This is a genomic window from Klebsiella sp. H-Nf2 (genome assembly GCF_002806645.1).
Classification (GTDB): Bacteria; Pseudomonadota; Gammaproteobacteria; order Enterobacterales; family Enterobacteriaceae; genus Klebsiella; species Klebsiella variicola.
This window is the reverse complement of the sequence record NZ_PIBL01000001.1, coordinates 387246-409577: the sequence shown is the minus strand read 5'-3', so window position 1 is coordinate 409577 and position 22332 is coordinate 387246. Positions and strand designations below refer to the sequence as shown.

Below are 22332 nucleotides of genomic sequence, written 5' to 3'. Positions count from 1 at the left end.
CCTATTTCCCGCTGAACTGTGGTGGCCGTTTGGCCAGAAACGCGCTGACCCCTTCGCGGTAATCATCGCTGCGCCCGGCCAGGCGCTGATAATCGCGCTCCAGATCCAGCTGCGCATCAAGACTGTTGGTTTCAGCAGCCAGCAACGCCTTTTTAATCAGCCCAAGACCAAACGTCGGTTGCGCCGCCAGATGGCGCGCCAGTTGCAGACTGGTATCCGCCAGTTCTGAATCGTCCACCAGTTGCCAGATAATCCCCCACTGCGCGGCCTGTTCCGCGCTGAGGCTATCGCCCAGCAGCGCCAGCCCCATCGCGCGCGCACGGCCGGCCACCCGCGGCAGGAACCAGCTACCGCCGCAGTCCGGCACCAGGCCGAGCTTGCTGAACGCCATCACAAATTTAGCCGAACGCGCGGCCAGCACGATATCGCAGCCCAGCGCCAGGGTGGCGCCTGCGCCAGCGGCCACGCCGTTAACCGCGCAGATGACCGGTTTCGGCAGCGCCGCCAGACGGCGTACCAGCGGGTTGTAAAAGCGTTCTACCGACAGACCGAGATCCGGCGGCGGGCCGCTGGGATCGACATTGCGGTCGTTCAAATCCTGGCCGGCGCAAAAGCCGCGTCCGGCGCCGGTGATCAGCAAGCAGCGTACGCCGTCATCGCGCTCGGCCTGCTTCAGACATTCCGCCAGCTGTTGATGCATCAGATCGTTAAAACTGTTGAGGCGGTCCGGGCGATTGAGGGTAATGGTCATGACGCCCTGTTCCACTACGCTGAGAATGAAAGCTTCCACGATTAGCGTCCTTTAAATTCCGGTGTACGTTTTTGTAAGAAGGCATCGATGCCTTCGCGGCGGTCCTCGGTGGCGCTCAGCAGGCTAAACAGCTGACGCTCCTGTTGCAGACCGGCCTGCAGGCTGACTTCCTGCGACAGGCGCAGCGACTGTTTTGCCGCCCGTAGCGCTAACGGCGAATGGCGCGCAATGGTGGCGGCCAGTTTCAGGGCATACTCATCGGTTAATGCCGTCGGATGGATATCGCTGACCAATCCGGCCTGCAGGGCCTGGCGGGCGTCAATACTCTCGCCGCTCAGCACCATTCGGCTGGCCAGCGCCTTGCCAACGCTGCGGATCAGACGCTGGGTGCCGCCCGCGCCCGGCATAATGCCGAGGGTAATTTCCGGCAGGCCAAATCGGGCGTTGTCGCCAGCGACAATCAGGTCGCACAGCAGGGCCAGCTCGCAGCCGGCGCCGAGCGCGTAGCCGTTGACCGAAGCGATGAGCGGTTTAGTAAAAGCATCGATTCGCGCCCATAACCGTGGGCGAATATCATCAAGGGTGGCTGGCAGATCTTTTTCCGCCATTTCGTTAAGGTCGGCCCCGGCGGCGAAAAAGCGCGGGTTGCCGCTGATAACGCAGACGCCGACGCTGTCATCAGTGGCCGCAACCTCCAGCGCCTCGGCAATCTGGGTCAATAAGGCATTGTTCAGCGCGTTGCGGGCCTGCGGACGGTTTAGTGTCAGCTGTAGCACCCGGCCATGACGGTGGATCAGCAGGTCACTCATGCCATCCCCCGCGCGTCAAAATCGACCACCACGTCGCCGCTGGTTGGCAGCGACTGGCAGCTCAGAATATATCCCGCCGCCAGCTCATCCGCTTCCAGGCTGTAATTGGCGGCCATCGCCACTTCACCGCGCAGCACTTTGCATTTACAGGTGGCGCAAACCCCGCCCTTACAGGCGAACGGCAGATCCGCGCCCTGACGCAACGCGGCATCCAGAATGCTGTCGTCTTCGGCGCTGAGGGCGATCAGCCGATCGCGCCCGTCCTGGCGGATGGTCACCGTGCGTCCTTCCGCCTGCACGCCAGCGGCGCGCTTCACATTGCCGCCTGGGGTATTAAAGCGTTCGAGATGAATCGATTTCTCCGCTACGCCAAGCTCACGTAACGTCGCTTCCGCCTCGTCCATCATCACCGCCGGACCGCAGATAAAGGCCTCGTCGAAACGGCTAAAATCCAGCAGATGGTCAGCGAGCTGGCGCAGTTTGTCGCCGTCAATGCGCCCCTGTAGCAGATCGCTGTCCATCGACTCCTGGCTAAACAGGTGTATCACCTGCAGGCGCTGCGGATAACGGTCTTTTAAATCGGCCAGCGCCTGGCGGAACATCATGCTATGGCTGCTGCGGTTGCCGTAGATCAGCGTGAAGCGGCTGTGCGGCTCGGTCGCCAGCGTCGCGCTCATGATCGCCATCATCGGCGTGATCCCGGAGCCGGCGGCAATCGCCAGATATTCACCCTGCCGTTCGGCCTGCGGTTGATAACCGAAATGTCCCTGCGGCACCATCACGTCCAGCTCCATCCCCTGCTGGATATCGTGCTGGGCGTAGCGCGAGAAGCGCCCGCCGTCGATGGCTTTGACCGCAACGCTAATTTCGCCGGGCGTGCGGCTGCGACAAATGGAGTAACAGCGGCGGAGTTCTTCGCCGCCCAGACGGGCTTTTAGCGTCAGATGCTGGCCCGGACGAAAGCAGTATTCCGCCTGCAGGGCTTGCGGGATCGCAAAAGTGATGGTCACCGCATCGCGGGTTTCCGGCTCGACTCTCACCACCTTAAGCGAATGGAACGTCGTCATGGCAACCTCAAATACATTTAAAGTAATCAAAAGGTTCGCGGCAGCTGTCGCAGCGATAGAGCGCTTTGCATGCCGTGGAACCGAATTCGCTAATCAGCGAGGTATGGGTGCTGCCGCAGCGCGGACAGCTCACCTCAGCGGGCATGTCCGCATGGCAGGCGTGCCCCTGGGGCGGGCTGATGCCGTACTGGCGCAGGCGCTCGCGGGCCTCCTGGTTCATCCAGTCGGTGGTCCAGGGCGGATCTAACTTCAGGACGATATGTACCGGCAGAAAGCCATGCTCGCTCATGACCGTACGGATCTCGCCCAGCAGATGCTCCGTCGCCGGACAGCCCGAATAGGTCGGGGTAAAGCCAATCACCCAGCCGTCGCCGTGGCGCGCGACGCTGCGCACCATTCCGAGGTCGGTGATGGTGAGTACCGGCACTTCCGGATCCGGAATGGCGCTTAACAATCCCCAGATGGTGCGAACTTCAGCGGGAGCGATATCCGCAAGACGTTGCATAGTCACCTCACTTACCACTGCAGTCCGGGAAGTGAACGCTGCAGATATTGCATCTCCGCCAGCAGCGGGCCGAGATGTTCACTGTGCAGCCCCTGTTTGCCGCCGCTGCGGAAGGCCGCTTCCTGCGGGATTTGTAAGCCGGAGTCGAGCAGCGCCGTGTGTACCGCGCTTTGCCATTCGGCCTGCAGTTCACGCGGATCAACCGCAATGCCCTGCTCAACCAGGCTGAGCTCCACTTCATCAGCCAGGAACAGTTCGCCGGTGAAGCGCCACAGATTGTCGACCGCCTGCTGCATTTTGCGGTTTGATATCTCGGTGCCGTTACCGAGACGCTCCAGCCAGCCGCGGCTAAAACGCTGGTGGTAACGCACCTCTTTCAGCCCTTTAGCGGCAATGGCCGCCAGCTGCGTATCGCGGCTGTTCACCAGGCGGCTGAACAGGGCGACGTGCCAGACGTCGATAAAGAACTGACGGGCGAGAGTGTCGGCAAAATTGCCGTTTGGCTGCTCCACCAGCAGCAGGTTGCTGAACTGGCGCTCATCGCGGCCAAAGGCCAGCGTATCTTCGTCGCCGCAGCCGTTAAGCTCGGCGGCATAGCTTAAAAAGTTACGCGCCTGGCCGAGCAGGTCGAGGCCGATATTGGCCAGCGCAAGATCGATCTCGAGCTCGGGAGCATGGCCGCACCAGGCGCCTAAACGCTGGGCCAGAACCAGACCATTGTCGCCAAGCCGCAGGGCGTAGGTGGCTACGGGGTTAGGGTTATTCATCGCCGCCTCACATATGTTCCATGCCGTCCGGCACGGTATAGAAAGTCGGATGACGGTAGACTTTGCTTTCCGCCGGGTCGAAGAATTCGCCGCGCTCTTCCGGCTGCGAAGCAACGATTTCGCTGGCCTTCACCACCCAAATTGAGCAACCTTCGCTGCGGCGGGTATAGGCATCGCGGGCATTCTCCAGCGCCATTTGATCGTCGGCGGCGTGCAGACTGCCGACGTGACGATGGGATAACCCCTGTTTGCTGCGAACGAACACTTCATATAACGGCCAGTAAACTTTGCTCATGTTGTCTCTCCTCATGCCGCGCTGCGGGCCTGCTGTTTTTGCGCATGGGCCAGCGCGGCTTCGCGCACCCATTCGCCCTCTTCCCAGGCCTTACGCTTGGCGGCCAGCCGCTCGTGATTGCAAATGCCACGGCCGCTAATCACCTCGTTAAATTCCTGCCAGTCGATTTCGCCGAAGCGGTAGTGGCCGCTGGCTTCATCAAAGCGCAAATCCGGGTCCGGGACGGTCATACCGAGGATCTCTACCTGCGGCACGGTGTTATCGACGAAGCGCTGACGCAGTTCGTCGTTGGAGTGCAGTTTGATTTTCCACGCCATGCTGCGGGCGCTGTTCGGCGAGTTGTCGTCGTTGGGGCCAAACATCATCAGCGCCGGCCACCAGAAGCGGTTAATGGCGTCCTGCAGCATCTGCCGCTGCGCGTCATTGCCCTGCGCCAGCGCCATGCAGGCTTCAAATCCCTGGCGCTGGTGAAAACTCTCTTCTTTGCAGATTTTGACCATCGCCCGGGCATAGGGGCCATAGGAGGTCCGGCACAGCGCCACCTGGTTGACGATGGCCGCGCCATCGACCAGCCAGCCGATCACGCCGATATCCGCCCAGCTCAGGGTCGGGTAGTTAAAAATGGAGGAGTATTTCATCTGCCCGTCGAGCATTTTCTGATACAGGTCTTCCCGGGCGCAGCCCAGCGTTTCCGCGGCGCTATAGAGGTACAGCCCGTGTCCGGCCTCATCCTGTACCTTAGCCAGCAGGATCGCTTTGCGGCGCAGCGTTGGCGCGCGGGTGATCCAGTTGCCTTCCGGCAGCATGCCGACGATTTCCGAGTGCGCGTGCTGGCCTATCTGACGAATCAAGGTCTTACGGTAGGCATCCGGCATCCAGTCCTGCGGTTCGATGGCCGTTTCCTGCGCGATGCGCTGGTCAAAGCGTTGTTCTTCTGTCACGTCATCACCTTTATGATTCCGATATTCACAACAAAAATATTTATGTGAATCACTTTGTTTATTGAAGGTTACATATTGGTTAAATAAAACCACAAATTTTGTTTGTTCTTTTTGTGATGATAACCGCAAAACCTTTTGTAAACAGCTGATAAATCAGTTGCATAAACGCAACGCCCCACCAGCCGCCGATCACAATGTTAATAAATTATTAAATACAGACTTGATTTTTATGATTCATAAAAGAACTATTTATAGATATCACACGTAACATATTTGGAGATTTGCGATGCAGCAGTTAGCCAGCTACTTATCCGGCGCCTGGCAGACCGGCCGGGGGCGCGCCCGTACTATCCATCACGCCATCACCGGCGCGGCGCTGTGGGAGGTGACCAGTGAAGGCCTGGATATGGCGCAGGCGCGCCGCTTCGCGATTGAGCGCGGCGGTAAAGCTCTGCAAGCCATGACCTTTATTGAACGCAGCGCGATGTTAAAAGCGGTAGCAAAACGGCTGCTGGAGCAGAAAGACGAGTTCTACGCCATCTCCGCGCAAACCGGCGCGACCCGCGCCGACAGCTGGGTGGATATTGAAGGCGGCATCGGCACCCTTTTCACCTATGCCGGGCTCGGTAGTCGCGAATTGCCGGACGATCTCCTGTGGCCGGAGGACGAGCTCATCCCGCTCTCCAAACAAGGGGGTTTTGCCGCGCGTCACGTGCTGACCTCGAAATCAGGCGTCGCCGTACATATCAACGCCTTCAACTTCCCCTGCTGGGGAATGCTGGAAAAACTGGCGCCGACCTGGCTTGCCGGCATGCCAGCTATCATTAAACCGGCCACCGCTACCGCCCAGCTTACCCAGGCGATGGTGAAAGCGATTGTCGACAGCGGCCTGGTGCCTGAAGGCGCCATCAGCCTGATTTGCGGCGGCGCGGGCGATCTTCTCGACCATCTCGATAGCCAGGACGTGGTGACCTTTACCGGCTCCGCCGCCACCGGCCAGCAACTGCGGGCGCACCCTAACCTGGTGGCCAAATCGATTCCCTTTACGATGGAAGCGGATTCGCTCAACTGCTGTGTGTTAGGCGAAGACGTCACGCCGGAGCAGCCGGAGTTCGCGCTGTTTATCCGCGAGGTGGTCCGCGAGATGACGGCAAAAGCCGGGCAAAAATGTACCGCTATCCGCAGAATCATCGTGCCACTGGCGCAGATCAATGCGGTTAGCGATGCACTGATCGCCCGCCTGCATAAAGTGACCGTCGGCGACCCGGCGCAGGAAGGCATAAAAATGGGGGCGCTGGTCAATAGCGAGCAGCGTCAGGACGTACAGGAGAGCGTGAATAAACTGATTTCCGCTGGCTGTGAAGCACTGCTTGGCGGAGAAGCGGACCTCAGTGCGGCCGGCGCGTTCTTCCCACCGACCCTGCTGTACTGCCCGCAGCCGGATGAAACGCCGGCGGTTCACGCCATTGAAGCCTTTGGCCCGGTGGCGACGCTAATGCCGTATCGCGACCGCCAGCATGCGCTGACGCTGGCGCGCGCCGGCGGTGGAAGTCTGGCCGGTACGCTGGTCACCGCCAGCGGCGAGCTGGCGCGTGAGTTTATCCTTGGTGCCGCGCGCGCGCATGGTCGTATTCAGATCCTTAACGAAGCGTCCTCCGCAGAGTCGACCGGCCACGGCTCGCCGCTGCCGCAGCTGGTACACGGCGGCCCTGGCCGTGCTGGCGGCGGAGAAGAGCTTGGCGGGCTCCGTTCGGTCAAACACTATATGCAGCGTACCGCGGTCCAGGGCAGCCCAACGATGCTGGCGACCATCGGCCAGCAGTGGGTGCGCGGCGCCCAGGTGAGCGAAGATCGCATTCACCCGTTCCGCAAATATTTCGAAGAGATCCAGCCCGGCGACAGTTTACTGACCCCGCGCCGAACGCTGACCGAAGCGGATATCGTTAACTTCGCCTGCCTGAGCGGCGACCATTTTTATGCGCATATGGACAAAATCGCCGCCGCCGAGTCGATTTTCGGCGAGCGGGTGGTCCACGGCTATTTCCTGATCTCCGCCGCGGCCGGGCTGTTCGTCGATGCCGGCGTCGGGCCGGTTATCGCCAACTACGGCATGGAAAACCTGCGCTTTATTGAGCCGGTCAAACCGGGAGACACCATTCAGGTTCGCCTGACCTGTAAGCGTAAAACCGTTAAGCGTCAGCGTAGCGCCGATGAGAAAGCCACCGGCGTGGTGGAATGGGCGGTGGAGATTTTCAACCAGCACCAGCAGGCGGTGGCGCTGTATTCCATTCTGACCCTGGTGGCGCGCCAGCAAGGGGATTTCCCGGCGTGATAGCGGAAAATAGACCGCTGGCGCTCTGTTGGCCGATCCTTTAGCCATTGATACTGCAATCGGTTTGCAACGGTTTCGCCCCGGGAAGTCCTTTATGTTATCTGTGGCTTCAGCGCACATTGCGCTCCCGGTTAATCGTCTGCGTTATGCCTGGCATAGCGCCGGGAGCGCACAGGGGGCGGCCAGTCGCCGCCGCCCCCTGTACCCCCGGGCTCCGGCCAGCAAAATCGCCACTTCGTGGTACCTTCGACTTATCCCTGCAGGCTTCGGGTCGGGCCGAGGCAGCGTCCCTGCAAAACACGGCCCTCAGCCCGCATCCATGCGGGCTGCCCCGGCCTTCCGGGAACGTCTCAGCGATGTTGAGGCCGCAACACCGGCAGTTTCAGCAAGAATGGTGAATAAATTAACGGCAGGCCGCACGGACCGTAGGCCGGGTAAGGCGTCAGCCGCCACCCGGCAAAAAAATCGGCGCACGTTCTCAATGCCTCTGCGGAGGCATTTTTTACGTCCGTCTGGCAAAACTGACAAACAAGCTGGCAAAAGCAAACAAACGCCCCGGCGCCGCTGGCTGGTAGCTTAAGGGTGACAAAGCCGACATTCGCAGCGGCAAGAGACAACACAACTATAAGATGAGGTCATCATGGCAAACGGCTTGAAATTTTCTCCTCGTAAAACCGCGCTGGCGCTGGCCGTGGCGGTGGTTTGCGCCTGGCAATCACCGGTCTTCGCCCACGGCAGCGAAGCCCACATGGTACCGCTGGATAAAACGCTGCAGGCGTTCGGCGCCGATGTGCAGTGGGATGACTACGCACAAATGTTTACCCTGATAAAAGACGGCGCTTACGTCAAAGTGAAGCCCGGCGCCAAAACCGCGATCGTCAACGGTAAAACCCTTGACCTGCAGGTGCCGGTGGTGATGAAGGAAGGAAAAGCCTGGGTCTCCGATACCTTTATCAACGATGTCTTCCAGTCCGGTCTCGATCAGACCTTCCAGGTGGAAAAGCGCCCTCACCCGTTAAACTCGCTCTCGGCGGCGGAAATCAGTGAAGCGGTGACCCTTGTTAAAGCCGCGCCGGAATTCCAGCCCAATACCCGCTTTACCGAAATTTCCCTGCACGAGCCGGATAAAGCGGCGGTGTGGGCCTTTGCTTTGCAGGGAACACCCGTTGACGCCCCGCGCACCGCCGATGTGGTGATGCTCGATGGCAAACACGTGATTGAAGCCGTGGTCGATCTGCAAAACAAAAAAATCCTCTCCTGGACGCCAGTTAAAGGCGCCCACGGGATGGTGCTGCTCGATGATTTTGTCAGCGTGCAGAACATCATCAACGCCAGCAGCGAATTCGCTGAGGTGCTGAAAAAGCACGGTATTACCGATCCTGGCAAAGTGGTCACCACCCCGCTCACCGTCGGCTATTTTGATGGCAAAGATGGCCTGCAACAGGATGCGCGTCTGCTGAAGGTAGTGAGTTATCTCGATACCGGCGACGGCAACTACTGGGCGCACCCGATTGAAAACCTGGTGGCGGTGGTCGACCTTGAAGCGAAGAAAATCATCAAAATTGAGGAAGGCCCGGTGATCCCGGTGCCGATGGAACCCCGTCCGTATGATGGCCGCGACCGCAACGCCCCGGCGGTGAAACCGCTGGATATTACGGAACCAGAGGGCAAAAACTACACCATTACCGGGGATACCATTCACTGGCAGAACTGGGATTTCCACCTGCGCCTTAACTCGCGCGTCGGGCCAATCCTCTCGACGGTGACCTACAACGATAACGGCAAAAAACGCCAGGTGATGTATGAAGGTTCCCTCGGTGGGATGATCGTTCCCTACGGCGACCCGGACGTCGGCTGGTATTTCAAAGCCTATCTGGACTCCGGCGATTACGGCATGGGCACCCTGACCTCGCCGATTGTCCGCGGCAAGGATGCGCCATCGAATGCGGTGCTGCTGGATGAAACCATCGCCGACTACACCGGCGCGCCGACCACCATCCCGCACGCAGTCGCCATATTCGAACGATACGCCGGGCCGGAATATAAGCACCTGGAGATGGGCAAGCCCAACGTCAGTACCGAACGCCGGGAGCTGGTGGTGCGCTGGATCAGTACCGTCGGCAACTACGACTATATCTTTGACTGGGTGTTCCACGACAACGGCACCATCGGTATCGACGCCGGCGCTACCGGCATTGAAGCCGTTAAAGGCGTGATGGCGAAGACCATGCATGACCCCAGCGCCAAAGAGGATACCCGCTACGGGACGCTGATCGACCATAATATTGTCGGCACCACCCACCAGCACATCTATAACTTCCGCCTCGACCTCGACGTGGACGGCGAAAACAACACCCTGGTGGCGATGGATCCTGAAGTGAAGCCCAACACCGCCGGTGGACCGCGCACCAGTACCATGCAGGTCAATCAGTACACCATTGACAGCGAGCAAAAAGCAGCGCAGAAATTTGACCCGGGCACCATTCGCCTGCTGAGCAACACCAGCAAAGAGAACCGCATGGGCAACCCGGTCTCTTACCAGATTATCCCTTACGCCGGCGGCACGCACCCGGCGGCGACCGGCGCGAAGTTCGCCCCGGACGAGTGGATATATCATCGTCTGAGCTTTATGGATAAACAGCTGTGGGTGACGCGTTACCACCCGACAGAGCGTTATCCGGAAGGGAAATACCCGAACCGTTCCGCCCACGATACCGGCTTAGGCCAGTACGCGAAGGATGATGAGTCGCTGACAAACCACGACGACGTCGTGTGGATCACCACCGGCACCACCCACGTCGCGCGCGCCGAAGAGTGGCCGATCATGCCGACCGAATGGGCGCACGCCCTGCTGAAGCCGTGGAACTTCTTTGACGAAACCCCAACCCTTGGCGAGAAGAAAAAGTAATCTTAACCGGCGGTGAAATCGAGCAGGATTTTACCGCCTCTTCCCGGCTGGTCGGCGACGGCAATCGCCTCCCGCCAGTCGTTCAACGCTATGCGCTGGGCCGGCGGCTGGGTGGTCGTTGGCAAGCGCAGCCAAATCTCGTCAAACGCCGCCCGCCACGCCGCCACGCTGAGTGTCGGCAACGCCTCCCGCAGATGAAACTTGCGCACCGTCGCGCTACCGCGCGTCTGGGTCAGCGGCCGCCCGGATAACAGCCCATAGGAGATCAGGGTCGACGATGCGGGCAGCACCGACAACAGCGTATTCGCCAGTTCGCCGCCCACCGAGTCAAACACCAGATCGCTGTGTTGGCTGACCTTCTCCATCAGCGCCCGGTCGGTATCGAGGATCGGATAGATCCCGGACTGTTCCAGGCGCGCCCGGTGCTGCGGCGAGCGAATAATCCCGCTCACCGAGCGGGCGCCCATCGCCAGTGCCCACTGTCCCAGCAGACTGGCGCAGGAGGACGATGCCGCGGTCAGCACAAGGTGTTTTCCGGCAACCGGCCAGCGCTTGAGCATCAGCATAGCCGTCAGCGGATTGATATACCCGCGGGCGGCCAGCAGATCGTCAACCGCTGGCGGCACCGGCACCAGCCAGGTCTCATCCAGATCGATAAACCGCTGCCAGGTGCCGCCCCCGCGCAGAGGCAGCACCCGCTGGCCCGCGGTCAGCCGGCTACCGTATGGCGCGGCGACCACCTCGCCAAGGCCTTCATAGCCAGCGACGGCCGGCAGTCGGGTGCGGTGGCGATAGGCGCCGGTCACGGGGATCAGATCCGAGGGATTCACTGGGGCATAGCGCATCCTGACCCGCACCCGTCCGCCCGCCAGCGGCGCCAGCGGCAGGCGTTTCAGGGTCAGCACGGCGGCCGGCGGCCCGTAGCGGTCATAAACAATGGCGTCGTTGAACATCGACAGGCTCCAGACAGCGAAAGGCGGGATCATAGCAGATCCCGCCGCCAGTGGCTCACGCCCGCGGCCAAACCTGGGGGAACAGCGGGGAATCCAGCGGGTCGCCGTCCCGCAGGGTCAGCTCGGGGAACGGTGGCGACGTCACGCCGCCGCGATCGGCAAACGCGGCGTCATCCCCCACCCAGCGGGCGGAGAAGACCCGTCGCGCCCGCGCGCCGGGGTTGCCGCGGGCGCCATGGACGGTGCGGAAATGGAAGGCCACCGCATCCCCCGGCTCCAGCGCCCAGCTGACGATATCGTACTCGTCCTCATGGGCGTCGATATCCGGCAGAGTGCTGAACCGGGTGTGCTCGTAAAGCTTAGTGCCATTGAAACGGGTAGGACTGTACTCCTCCTCCCAGCGATGCGACCCGCGAATGCAGCGCAGCGAGGTGGCCTCCGCCACCGGGTCCAGCGGGATCCAGAAGCTGACGTTCTGTCTGCCGGAGACGCAATAGTAAGGCTGGTCATGATGCCAGGGAGTCACCGTGCTGCCTCCGGCCGGTTTGACCAGCGTATGTTCATGGAAAAATTTCGCCGTCTGCGACTGCATCAGCGCCGCCGCGATCTCGGCGGCCGCTGACTGAAAGACAAATTCGCTAAACGCCGGGATCCGCGACCAGTTGCAGTAGTCCTGAAAAAAAGGCGGCGAACCATCTTTGGGGATCACCGTGCGCGCATGACCATACTCGCTGGGGCTGGCCATCAGCGCCGTGACCCCCTCGGCGAGGCGATCGACCCAGGGGGTAAAGACGCCTTTTAATAACACCGCGCCATCCGCCTGCCAGCGGTCGATGGTCGCTTGATCGATGTGGGGAGAGTGTTGATTGTGCATCGCTTGGGTTCCTGTGTTGAGGGATCAGGTGAGCGGTTCCGCGGGGTCGGCACGCATCCACGCGCAAAGCTGTCGCAGCATCGTCATACAGCGCTCGGTCTGCGCGATGCTGATGTACTCATCGGCTTTATGGCCCTGGGCCATGCTGCCCGGCCCGCAGACCAGGGTTGCGACGCCCATCTCATCGAACAGTCCTCCTTCGGTGCCGAACGCCACGGTGGAGAAGCGATCGCTGCCGCACCACTGCGCCAGCCAGCGGGCGAAGTCGGACTGCGGATCGCTGAGCAGGGGCGGATAGTGGCTTAACAGCTGGAACTGGATGTCGCTCCCGCTGCCTACCCGGCGCATCTCCGGCAGCAGCTGGCGACGGGCGTAGGCCGCCAGCGCCTCGGTGACCGCTTCGGGACGCATCCCCGGCAGGTAGCGGATCTCAAAATCAAAGCGGCAGGACTGCGGAACGATGTTCAGCGCTGCCCCACCCTGAATGGTGCCCACCTGCAGCGTGCTGAAGGGCGGCGAAAATCGGCTGTCCTGCTGCCGGGCCAGATGCACGCCCAGCCGATCCAGACGGTTGATCAGCCTGGCCGCGTAGCGGATGGCGTTCACTCCTTGCGGGGCGTAGGCCGAATGGCAGGCCTGCCCCTCGATGCAGCAGCGCATGGCCAGTTTGCCTTTATGACCGAACACCGGCTGCATCTCCGTCGGCTCGCCGATGAGGCACAGCGCCGGTTTCTCCGGCGAGGCCTGCAGAAAATCCACCAGGCTGCGCACACCGAGACAACCGACCTCTTCGTCATAGGAGAAGGCCAGATGCAGTGGCATGCGCAGCGGCGCCGCCAGAAAGTCATCCACTGCCGCCAGCACGCAGGCGAGAAACCCCTTCATATCGGCGCTGCCGCGGCCATAGTAGCGGCCATCGCGCTCGGTGAGGCTGAAAGGCGGAACGCTCCAGGCCTGGCCGTCCACCGGGACCACGTCGGTATGGCCCGAGAGCATCACCCCGCCGCCGCCGGACGGCCCCAGCCGGGCGTAGAGATTGGCCTTACCGCCCGACGGGTCATAAAAGCGGCGGGACGCCACGCCGCGGGCAGCGAGAAAATCGGCGATCCAGTCGATCATCGCCAGGTTCGAATGGCGGCTGGTGGTGTCAAAGGCCAGCAGCGCGGCCAGGATCGCCCCAGGCGTGTTATTCATCGCCGGGGACGCCATAGGCGGGCGCATCGCGCGGGTCGAGCGCCCGGGTAATGTAGGCGTCCATTTGCGGCTCCCAGGCCAGCCACAGTTGCTCAAGGGCCGCCAGCGGATCCGTCTCCGCCCAGTCAATGCGCAGATCGACCACCGGCCACGGGTAATCGTCCACCACCTTCACCGCCGCCGAGTGGACCGGGCCGGCCTCGCCCCCGGCGGCAATCCCCGCACGCAGCCCGGCCAGCAGACGGCTGGCCAGTTCGCCGCTCGCCGTCTCGAAGGCGGCCACCATCGCGGCGATCACCCCGTGACTGGCCAGCATGTTGCCCGCCGCCACGCAGTTATCCCCCGCCAGGGTGCCGCCGATGCCGAGGGTATGTTCCCCGCTGAACACCGCCACTTCACCGTTGGCGTCAATCGCCGCGACCTGACGATATTCGCGGAAGCGATCCTCCGCCAGGGCCAGGTTCAGAGCCTGCTCAACGGAGGCCCCCGCCTCAAGCGCGCCAAGAATATGCGGCCCCAGCGACGGTAACGTGATGTTCTGACTGGCGACCGCGCCGACGCCGGGCAATAGCCACGGACAGCGCGATCCCACGGCCATGCTCGACGAACTGATGGCAATGCCCAGCTGACCTGATTCCGGACAGCGGGCGCTAATAGAGAGAGTCATTCTGCTGCCTCCCCCTGCCAGTCGTCGGGGATCACCGCCGTAACGTCAATCTCCATCAGCCACTGCGGCTGCGCGAGGGCCGACACCACCACCCCGGTGGAGATGGGAAAGACGCCTTTCAACCATTTGCCCACCTCCTGATAGACCGGCTCGCGATAGCGGGGATCGATCAGATAAGTGGTGGTCTTGACGATATGCGTGAGGTCGCTTCCGGCCTCTTTCAGCAACTGCGCGACATTCTTCATCGCCTGCTCCGCCTGCGCCCGCGGGTCGCCGAGGCCAATCAGATTGCCGGCGAAGTCGGTGCCAACCTGGCCGCGAACGTAGACGGTATTGCCGGCCCGCACCGCCTGGCACAGATCGTTGTTCAGCGTCTGGTTCGGGTAAGTCTCTTTGGTGTTAAACATGCGAATACGGGTATGAGTTGGCATCAAAGCACTCCTTAAGGAAAACGGTTAACAGGACGGCTGGTAACGCTGGTACTGGCGCTGAATGGCGATCTGGTCGGCAATATATTTGGCATCGTGCCAGACGCCCCAGATAAAGGTGGACCCGCGCCGCGAGAGCCACGGCAGGCCGAGGAAATAGACGCCCGGCTCCGTCGACACGCCGCGATGATGCTGTGGCCGCTGTGCGTCATCGAAAGCGTTGACCTTCAGCCAGCGATAGTCGGTGGTGTAGCCCGTCGCCCAGATGATGGTGCCGATCCCGGCCTCGGCCAGATTGAGACTGAGCAGCGGGTCGGTGACGCAGGCCGGATCGGGCAGAAATTCGCGTGCGGAGGGCTCTTCGGGTAGGTCCATGCCGTTGCGGGCCACCCACGCGTCCGCGGCGTCGAGCAGCGCAAGGTAGGAGGCATCGCCGCGGCGGATATTCTCCGCCAGGTCGTGGTGAAACAGTGCCTTGTCACCGTCAAAGCCGCGGGTCTGCCCCACTAACGTGACCCCCTGATGCGCCAGCTGGCGAAAATCGACGGTATGGCCGCCGCGCGCGCCGCTCACCGCGATAGTGACATGCTCTTTACCCGGCGCATTGGCCGCAGCATCCCACATTCCCAGCACCCCGAGCCACCAGCAAAAATCGCGCTGACGATAGCGACGCGGCGGGCGGTCGTGCGCTCCCACCGACAGCCACACCGCGCGTCCGGCCCGCTGCAGCTCATCGGCAATCTGCACGCCGGAGGAGCCTGCGCCAATCACCAGCACACCGCCCTCCGGCAGCTGCTGCGGGTTAAAATAATGCGCGGAGTGGAGCTGCTGAATAGCCTGACTCTGTGGGGCGATGGCCGGGATCACTGGCCGCTGAAACGGCCCGGTGGCCGCCACGATCCGCTGCGCTTCAATCACCCCCTGCGAGGTGTCGATACGAAAGCCCGGCCGTCCGACGAGGCGTTCGGCGCTGAAAACCTCCACCCCGGTACGGATCGGCGCATTGAAGCTGCGGGCATAGGCGGCAAAATAGTCTGCCACCTGCTCTTTGCCGACAAAGCTGTCTGCCGGGCAGTCCGGGAACACCATGCCCGGGAACCGATCGTGCCAGGCCGGGCCGTTGGCGACCAGCGAATCCCAGCGTCCGCTGCGCCAGGCCTGGGCAATACCCTGCTTTTCCAGCACCAGGTGGGGGATATCCAGCCGGGTCAGATGCTCGCTCATGGCGACGCCCGCCTGCCCCGCGCCCACCACCAGGGTATCGATCTCGGTAATCTGTTCAGTCATTTCGCTATCCTTCAAGCACAGTTGCCGACGACGTCGCCGGAATTGACGGCTTTCAGGTTATTTAACTGTGACGAATTGGTAAAATATTATAAAACGATCGACTGAATAGAATTTTACGAGGCTGAGTGACGACAAAAAATAATGCCTGCCGGATCGACAGGCGTTATTTCAGGCGTGAGTTGGGGTTAATTCGATGCTGCGACAATAATCCATAAACAGTTGCGTCGGCCGCGTGGGCTCATTATTCGCGAGATGCGCCATAATTAAGGTCGAGGCGGGCATCTCGTCGGCAATATCCCGCTGCACCACTCTTTCACCATCGTAGGTCATATCGCAGCAGGGCCGGGTGACCAGCACCGAAAAACCCAACCCCTGACCCACCATACAGCGCACCATTTCAATGGAGGGGGAACTGTAAGCCACTTCCGGGTGATAACCCTTTTCCTTAAAGATGGAGATAAAATAATTTTTACTGGGGACCGCATCGAGGAGGATCATCGGCTCGCGGCTCAGCTCCTGCAGCGTCACCTGCGCCTTCTGCGCCAGCGGATGCGCGGCGGGCAGCAGCGCGTAGGGTTTATGCGGGGCATTGAGCCGCTCTTTATTGATCGAATGGCCGAGCTCCAGATCGTAAACCAGCGCCAGGTCGAAGCGGCCGCGGTGCAGGCCATGCATCAGCTCATGCTGTTCGCCGTCGTACAGATGCAGGGTGATGTCCGGGTAGCATTTTTTAAACCCGGCCACCAGCTTCGGCATATACAGTGGGGCCACCGATTCAAAGCAACCGATGGAGATCATGCCAGAAACCAGCTCTTTATCCGCTCGCGAATTCTGTTCGAACTCCCAGGACAGGCGCAGCAGCTCTTTCGCTTTATCGTAGATCCGCCGACCGCTGGAGGTGAGCGAAACGCCCTGCGCATGGTGGCGAATAAACAGCTGCTGGTCGAAGGTGCTCTCCAGATTCTTGATGGCAATCGAAATCGACGGCTGCGCAATGTGCAGCTGGCGGGAGGCCTCGGCGATACTCTCCGTCTCCACCACGGTGACGAAATATTTGAGCTGCTTCAGGGTAAATCGGTTCATAGCATCACCATTGATAAAATATGGTCCGGCGCACAAGGGGAATAGTTTTCCTCTAAGTCCCAAGCAATCCGCGTGCCACCCCCGGAAAAGAGCGGCGCATTGCCCGACAAGGGGAGACAATATTTATTATTGCTCTATGCCCGCGTGGTTTATTTCCACCATTGCACCATCATGCGCCACGCTGCACGCCAGACTGGCAGCGTCTGCCCCAGTTTCGCGCAAAATACCCTTCTTCCACAAAATAGCGTTATTGAATTACAGTCATTGTTTTTAAATTGTTTACGCAAAGTATCTTAACAATCACTTTAAATTCCATATCGTTAATATCGCTGTATAGTTTTTTTAAACTTAAAGGCCAAAAATTTACTAATTGCCTCTGAAAGCATCCTGCCAGCATAGTGTATTCGCACGATGAATACCGGTGGCGCTCCATTACGGCACAGCCGAGCCACTTTCATTTTTGATAATTATGACGAGTGAAATAGCCCATGACGTTTAACTGGAACTACATGTTAAGCCTGCTCAGTGATGCCGATTTTTGGTGGGCCACCTGGACCGTCATTAAATTAAGTCTGCTGACCTGGGGCTGCAGTATTGTGCTCGGATTTATTCTGGCGCTGGCCAAACAGTCGCCGCGCGGCTGGTTATCCACCCCTGCCCGGCTGTATATCTGGTTATTTCGCAGTATGCCGCTGCTGGTCCTGCTGATTTTTGTCTACAACATGCCGCAGGCGCTGCCCTCCTTCGCCCCGGTGCTGAACGATCCCTTCTGGGCCGGCCTGCTGGCGATGGTCCTCAGCGAAGCGGCTTATATCGCCGAGATCCACCGCGGCGGGTTGCTCTCTATCCCTCGCGGGCAGAGCGAAGCCGCGCGGGCCCTGGGGTTACGCTACGCCGGGATCCAGTGGCGGGTGATCATCCCCCAGGCGCTGCGCGTCGCCCTGCCGGCGCTGGCCAATGAGTACATCGCCATTGTGAAGCTCAGTTCACTGGTGTCGGTGATCTCCCTGACCGAAATATTGATGGTCGGCCAGCAGCTCTACTCGCAGAACTTTCTGGTCATGGAGACCATGACGGCCGTGGCGTTTTATTACATCTTTATCGTCACGGTGTTCGATTTTCTGCTGAAACGGCTGGAGAACTACCTTGACGTGACCCAGCGCAATACCGCTCGTCCGGTAGATGCCGAGATGCAGCGGCTGGCCAGCGCCCGCCGCCCGGCGATGGCGCGCAGCGTCACCCAGAGTCATGAGCCGGCGCTGCAGGCCTCTAAGCTGCATAAGGCCTACAACAACGTCGAAGTGCTGGGAGCGGTGAGCCTGCAGATCCAGCCCGGCGAGGTGGTCTCGGTCATCGGTCCGTCAGGCTCGGGTAAAACCACCCTCATTCGCCTGCTGAACGGTCTTGAGCAGATCGATAACGGCGAAATTCAGATTAACGGCCAACCCTTTATTCACCTCGACCGCCAGGGGCAGCAGAAGCCGCGCTTTATGGAGAATGCCGAACATCGCCTGAACATCGGCATGGTGTTCCAGAGCTTTAACCTGTTCCCGCATCTGACCGTGTTCGGCAATCTGCTGCTGGCCCCGCGCTATCACCATCTGGCAAGTGACGCGGAGCTGCGCCAGCACGCCTGCGAACTGCTGCACAAAGTGGGCATGCTGGAGCACGCCTGGAAGTATCCGCACCAGCTCTCCGGCGGACAGCAGCAGCGGGTGGCGATCGCCCGCGCCCTGATGATGCGTCCGCAGATCATGCTGTTCGATGAGCCCACCTCGGCGCTGGATCCGGAAAAAGTGAATGAAGTGCTGCAGGTTATCGAATCCCTGGCCCACGAAGGCATCACCATGGTCATCGTCACCCACGAGATGAACTTCGCCTTCAAAGTGTCCGACCGGATCGTGTTTATGGAGAAAGGCCGGGTGGTGTGCGATGACACGCCGCAGGCGATGCGTAGCGGGCAACACCCGCGGGTCGAGGCCTTTCTCAAAGATGTTTCTCTGGCTTAACTATCGGAACGTGAAGAGGAAAAACTATGATTGCGCAGTGGCAAATTGATCAGTTTCATCAGCAGGGTTTTCTGGTGGTCGAAGAGGTGCTTTCCAGCGCCGACATCGCCGCCCTGCAGAGCGATTTCGACGGCTGGGTCGAGGAGAGCCGCGGTCACGCGACGGTGTGGGGAGAAACCCTCGACGGGCGGCCGCGCTTCGATATCGAGCGCGATCATGCTCCTGACCATCCGTCGCTGCGCCGGGTCGCCTCCCCGACGGAGATCTCCGAGGTCTATCGCCATACTGCGCTGAATTCGCGGATGGCGACCATCGCCGCGCAGTTGATCGGCGGCAGCGGCACCCGCTTTCATCACAGCAAAATTAACTCCAAGCTGCCGCACACCGCCACCGAGGTGAAATGGCATCAGGATTTCCTCTTCACCCCGCACAGCAATGACGACATCATCACCGCCCTGCTGATGGTCAGCGAGGTGACGCCGGAGAATGGCCCGCTCAACGTGGTGCCGGGCAGCCATCAGGGGCCGCTGTGGTCCCACTGGCAGGAGGGGCGCTTCACGGGGGCGGTGGATGATGAGGTGGTGGCGACGCACTGCCAGCAGCCGCAGGCCTGTTTTGGCCCGGCGGGCTCAGTCTGCTTTATGCATACCCGCCTGCTGCACGCCTCCAGCCCCAACGAGACCGCCCTGCCGCGCACCCTGTTCATCAGCGTCTACGCCGCGGAGGATGCGCTACCTTACGGCGAAAACCCGCTGCCGAGCCGCCATGCCGGCCAACTGGTCGCGGGAGAAGAGAGCGGTCTGGTGCGCAGCACTGATAACCAGCTTCGTCTGCCGCAGAAGCCGCGCGGCGCTTCGTTTTTTGTTCAGCAGGCCGGCGCCGATCGCGCCAGCATGTAATTTGTCCACACTCCGGAGGTTTTATGACACGCATTTACGCACCACGCCCGCTGACCCTGCTGCTCTGCGCAGCGGCTGCCCTGACATCCTTTAGCGCACTGGCCTTTCAGCAAAGCGGTAAGATCACCGCCGGTTCGGACATGACCTTTTTTCCTTACGAGTACATGGAAAATAATAAGCCAGCCGGTTTTGACATCGAGCTGCTCGATGGTCTGGCGAAGACCATGGGCCGTGAGGCAGTGAATATCGATACCCGCTTCCCCAACCTGATCCCCGGGCTGCAGGGTGGGCGCTTCGATATCACCAACTCGTCGATGTACATTACCGCCGAACGCCTGAAGGTGATCGATATGGTGCCGTACCTGAAAAGCGGGGAAGCGATCCTCGCCCGCAAAGGCGGCGACTACCAGCCTAAGACCCCGGAGGACTTCTGCGGGCATAAAATCGGCTCGATGGGCGCCACCTCGTGGCTGGCGCAATTGCAGAAGCTTTCCGCCGACTACTGCGTGAAGAAGGGGCTGAAGCCGATTGCGCTGAGCGTTTATACCACCGACCCGCAGACCACCCAGGCGCTGCTTTCGCGCGCCGTCGATGCGCAGATCACCGACGCCGCCGTGGCGCGCGGGGTGGTGGAAAAACTGGGTGACCGGGTGGTTATCTCCTCTGACACGCTGATCTATCCGGTGCTGAACGGCTTTGGCGTTAAAAAAGGCAATACTGAGGTGAAAACCGCCCTCGAAGAGGCGCTGAAAAAATACAGCGCGACGCCGGAATATGCCGCCCTGCTGAAGAAATATCACTTCCAGGCGCCGACGGCGGACGATCTGCAGACCCTGATGCCGAAAGCGGAGTAATGCCCATGCGCGATACCGATGAAGAGCAGATCCGCATCGACCTGGCGGCCACCTTTCGCATCATTGCCCATCTCGGCATGCATGAGGCGGTGGCCAACCATTTCAGCGCCGCGCTCTCCGACGACGGGAAAACGTTTTTACTCAACCCGAAGTGGAAACACTTTTCGCGCATCCGCGCCAGCGATCTGCTGGTGCTGAACGCCGATGATGAACGTTGCGCCGCGCGCCCTGACGTCGATGCCACCGCGTGGGCTATTCACGGGCAGATCCATCAGCGGCTCCCGGACGTGCGGGTGGTGCTGCATCTGCACCCGGTGTACACCACCAGCCTCGCCTGTCTGGCGACGCCGCAGATCCTGCCCATCGACCAGAACACGGCCCGCTATTTTAACCGGGTCGCCGTCGATACCCTGTACGGCGGGATGGCGGACACCGCGGCAGAAGGCGCCCGGCTGGCGGGCCTGCTGGCGGACAAACGCCGCCTGCTGATGGGGAATCACGGGGTGCTGGTGACCGCCCCGACCATCGGCGAGGCGTTCGATGATATCTGGACCCTGGAGCGCGCCTGTCAGATCCTGATCACCGCCTGGTCCACCGGCCAGCCGCTGAAGGTGCTGTCAGACGCGGTGGCGGAAAAAACGGCCCAGGACTGGGAGAAGATTGCCGATTTCTCGCGGCAGCATTTTGCCGAAATGAAGCAGTTAATGATCGACCTCGATCCCTCCCTGGTGGACTAACCCCGCGCCTGCCCGGGTCAGCCCGGGCCGTCGCTGGCTGCCGCCAGCAGCGGCACGATGATATCGCTGAGCGGTGTCGGAATGCCGTGCTGACGCCCGCGACGCTGCACCACGCCGTTACGAATATCCCACTCCAGCGGTCGGCCATTCAGGCGATCGATCAGAATAGAGGTGCTTAAGTCGGCAGGCGCCCGGTGAAAACCGGCGATAATCTCCTCCGGCACGCTGTCGCCCAGGGCGGCCCCTTCCGCCCGCGCCACCTGCAGACATTCGCGCAAATAAGCCAGTCCGAGGGCAGTAATGTCCTCCCGGGCAAACATCCCGGCGCGGCGTCCGGTCAGCACCATCAGTCCGGCGACGGCGTTCTGCAACAGTTTACGCCAGGCCACGGTGGTAAAATCCGCCGCCAGGTCCACCGCGCAGCGGGTCCCCGCCAGCGCCTGCTGCACTCGCTCTGCCCCCGGCAGATCCGGGAGGGTCAGGCGCGGCGTGGCGCGCAGCCAGACAGAGGCATCGGCATCGCGCTGCGCCGGAAACCAGACCACCGAGGGCAACACCGTCGCGCCGCCGGTCAAGGGGGCAAACTGCTGGCGCTGTTCAACGCCGTTTTGCAGCACGCACACCACGGTGTCCGCGGAACACAGGGCCGTCAGCCAGGGGGCGATGGCCTCCGTCTGGGTGGTTTTCACCGCGACAAAGACCAGGTCGAAGGGGGCGGCTATCGCCGTTGGGTCGGTGTGCACCGGGCCGGGCACCACGATCTCGCCCTCTTCTGTGCGCAGCACCAGCGCCGAATGGGCGGTACGCCCGCAGACCACCGGCGCTCTCCCCACCTCAAACAGGGCGGCGGCGATAGTCGTGCCGATGGCGCCGGGACCAATAAGTGCAACCTTAGGAAATGCTGTCATGCCGAAGACCTCCTGATGATTCACCGCCCTGGTTGGGCAAAGATTGCCCTCCACAGTAGCGAGA

21 protein-coding genes are annotated in these 22332 nt (G+C 61.1%); 6 read left to right on the top strand and 15 right to left on the bottom strand.

Annotated elements, in window-relative coordinates:
• Position 1: 1 nt before the first annotated feature.
• Genes paaG through paaA form a run of 7 tightly spaced genes read right to left on the bottom strand, consistent with a single transcriptional unit; the run spans position 2 to position 5135 of the window.
• The gene (gene paaG / locus CWM58_RS02045; RefSeq protein WP_100680097.1) at positions 2-790 is read right to left on the bottom strand and encodes a 2-(1,2-epoxy-1,2-dihydrophenyl)acetyl-CoA isomerase PaaG; all 789 of its coding nucleotides are present in this window, start codon (positions 788-790) and stop codon (positions 2-4) included.
• Positions 791-792: 2 nt separating this feature from the next.
• The gene (paaF, locus tag CWM58_RS02040; RefSeq protein ID WP_100680096.1) at positions 793-1560 is read right to left on the bottom strand and encodes a 2,3-dehydroadipyl-CoA hydratase PaaF; all 768 of its coding nucleotides are present in this window, start codon (positions 1558-1560) and stop codon (positions 793-795) included.
• The gene (paaE, locus tag CWM58_RS02035; protein ID WP_100680095.1) at positions 1557-2627 is read right to left on the bottom strand and encodes a 1,2-phenylacetyl-CoA epoxidase subunit PaaE; all 1071 of its coding nucleotides are present in this window, start codon (positions 2625-2627) and stop codon (positions 1557-1559) included. The genes paaF and paaE overlap by 4 nt, the downstream gene beginning before the upstream one ends.
• A 7-nt stretch (positions 2628-2634) precedes the next feature.
• Entirely contained in the window at positions 2635-3132 is a 498-nt protein-coding gene (gene paaD / locus CWM58_RS02030) for a 1,2-phenylacetyl-CoA epoxidase subunit PaaD (protein ID WP_100680094.1), read from the bottom strand.
• A gap of 11 nt (positions 3133-3143) precedes the next feature.
• Positions 3144-3899, bottom strand: a complete 756-nt coding sequence (gene paaC, locus CWM58_RS02025; protein WP_100680093.1) for a 1,2-phenylacetyl-CoA epoxidase subunit PaaC — start codon at positions 3897-3899, stop codon at positions 3144-3146.
• 7 nt (positions 3900-3906) lie between these two features.
• The gene (gene paaB / locus CWM58_RS02020; protein ID WP_004224492.1) at positions 3907-4194 is read right to left on the bottom strand and encodes a 1,2-phenylacetyl-CoA epoxidase subunit PaaB; all 288 of its coding nucleotides are present in this window, start codon (positions 4192-4194) and stop codon (positions 3907-3909) included.
• A gap of 11 nt (positions 4195-4205) precedes the next feature.
• Positions 4206-5135: a 1,2-phenylacetyl-CoA epoxidase subunit PaaA gene (paaA, locus tag CWM58_RS02015; protein WP_025713674.1), complete on the bottom strand. Its 930-nt coding sequence runs from the start codon at positions 5133-5135 to the stop codon at positions 4206-4208.
• A 286-nt stretch (positions 5136-5421) separates the two neighbouring features.
• Here paaA and paaZ point away from each other — a divergent pair, with 286 nt between their 5' ends.
• Together paaZ and tynA are read left to right on the top strand one after the other, a co-directional pair.
• Complete coding sequence (gene paaZ / locus CWM58_RS02010; RefSeq protein ID WP_100680091.1) at positions 5422-7467, top strand: phenylacetic acid degradation bifunctional protein PaaZ; 2046 nt, start codon at positions 5422-5424, stop codon at positions 7465-7467.
• Between the two features lie 640 nt (positions 7468-8107).
• On the top strand, positions 8108-10375 hold the full coding sequence (gene tynA, locus CWM58_RS02000; RefSeq protein WP_100680090.1) for a primary-amine oxidase: 2268 nt from the start codon (positions 8108-8110) through the stop codon (positions 10373-10375).
• Positions 10376-10377: 2 nt separating this feature from the next.
• Here the strand turns inward: tynA and CWM58_RS01995 are convergent, their stop codons facing one another.
• From CWM58_RS01995 to CWM58_RS01965, 7 genes are all read right to left on the bottom strand, one after another.
• Positions 10378-11361 carry a zinc-dependent alcohol dehydrogenase family protein gene (locus CWM58_RS01995; protein WP_165785671.1) on the bottom strand — a complete coding sequence of 328 codons (984 nt, stop codon included), beginning with the start codon at positions 11359-11361 and terminating at the stop codon, positions 10378-10380.
• Between the two features lie 22 nt (positions 11362-11383).
• Positions 11384-12202, bottom strand: coding sequence for a phytanoyl-CoA dioxygenase family protein (locus tag CWM58_RS01990; protein WP_023340052.1), 819 nt, complete (start codon positions 12200-12202; stop codon positions 11384-11386).
• 24 nt (positions 12203-12226) lie between these two features.
• On the bottom strand, positions 12227-13396 hold the full coding sequence (argE, locus tag CWM58_RS01985; RefSeq protein WP_100680088.1) for an acetylornithine deacetylase: 1170 nt from the start codon (positions 13394-13396) through the stop codon (positions 12227-12229).
• On the bottom strand, positions 13389-14063 hold the full coding sequence (locus CWM58_RS01980; protein WP_100680087.1) for a DUF1028 domain-containing protein: 675 nt from the start codon (positions 14061-14063) through the stop codon (positions 13389-13391). The genes argE and CWM58_RS01980 overlap by 8 nt, the downstream gene beginning before the upstream one ends.
• The gene (locus tag CWM58_RS01975) at positions 14060-14494 is read right to left on the bottom strand and encodes a RidA family protein (protein WP_061154791.1); all 435 of its coding nucleotides are present in this window, start codon (positions 14492-14494) and stop codon (positions 14060-14062) included. The genes CWM58_RS01980 and CWM58_RS01975 overlap by 4 nt, the downstream gene beginning before the upstream one ends.
• Before the next feature lie 24 nt (positions 14495-14518).
• Positions 14519-15778 carry a flavin-containing monooxygenase gene (locus CWM58_RS01970; RefSeq protein WP_022065437.1) on the bottom strand — a complete coding sequence of 420 codons (1260 nt, stop codon included), beginning with the start codon at positions 15776-15778 and terminating at the stop codon, positions 14519-14521.
• A 168-nt stretch (positions 15779-15946) separates the two neighbouring features.
• Positions 15947-16861, bottom strand: coding sequence for a LysR substrate-binding domain-containing protein (locus CWM58_RS01965; RefSeq protein ID WP_061154793.1), 915 nt, complete (start codon positions 16859-16861; stop codon positions 15947-15949).
• Positions 16862-17349: 488 nt separating this feature from the next.
• Between CWM58_RS01965 and CWM58_RS01960 the strand changes: the two genes are divergently transcribed.
• Genes CWM58_RS01960 through CWM58_RS01945 form a run of 4 tightly spaced genes read left to right on the top strand, consistent with a single transcriptional unit; the run spans position 17350 to position 21360 of the window.
• Complete coding sequence (locus tag CWM58_RS01960; RefSeq protein WP_004190429.1) at positions 17350-18870, top strand: amino acid ABC transporter permease/ATP-binding protein; 1521 nt, start codon at positions 17350-17352, stop codon at positions 18868-18870.
• Between the two features lie 26 nt (positions 18871-18896).
• Complete coding sequence (locus tag CWM58_RS01955; RefSeq protein ID WP_100680086.1) at positions 18897-19769, top strand: phytanoyl-CoA dioxygenase family protein; 873 nt, start codon at positions 18897-18899, stop codon at positions 19767-19769.
• Between the two features lie 23 nt (positions 19770-19792).
• Positions 19793-20623 (top strand): ABC transporter substrate-binding protein, encoded by an 831-nt coding sequence (locus tag CWM58_RS01950; protein ID WP_061154796.1) that lies wholly within the window; start codon positions 19793-19795, stop codon positions 20621-20623.
• A gap of 5 nt (positions 20624-20628) precedes the next feature.
• Entirely contained in the window at positions 20629-21360 is a 732-nt protein-coding gene (locus CWM58_RS01945; protein WP_100680085.1) for a class II aldolase and adducin N-terminal domain-containing protein, read from the top strand.
• Between the two features lie 17 nt (positions 21361-21377).
• Here CWM58_RS01945 and CWM58_RS01940 read toward each other — a convergent pair whose 3' ends face one another.
• Positions 21378-22268 (bottom strand): oxidoreductase, encoded by an 891-nt coding sequence (locus tag CWM58_RS01940; RefSeq protein WP_100680084.1) that lies wholly within the window; start codon positions 22266-22268, stop codon positions 21378-21380.
• Positions 22269-22332: the final 64 nt, after the last annotated feature.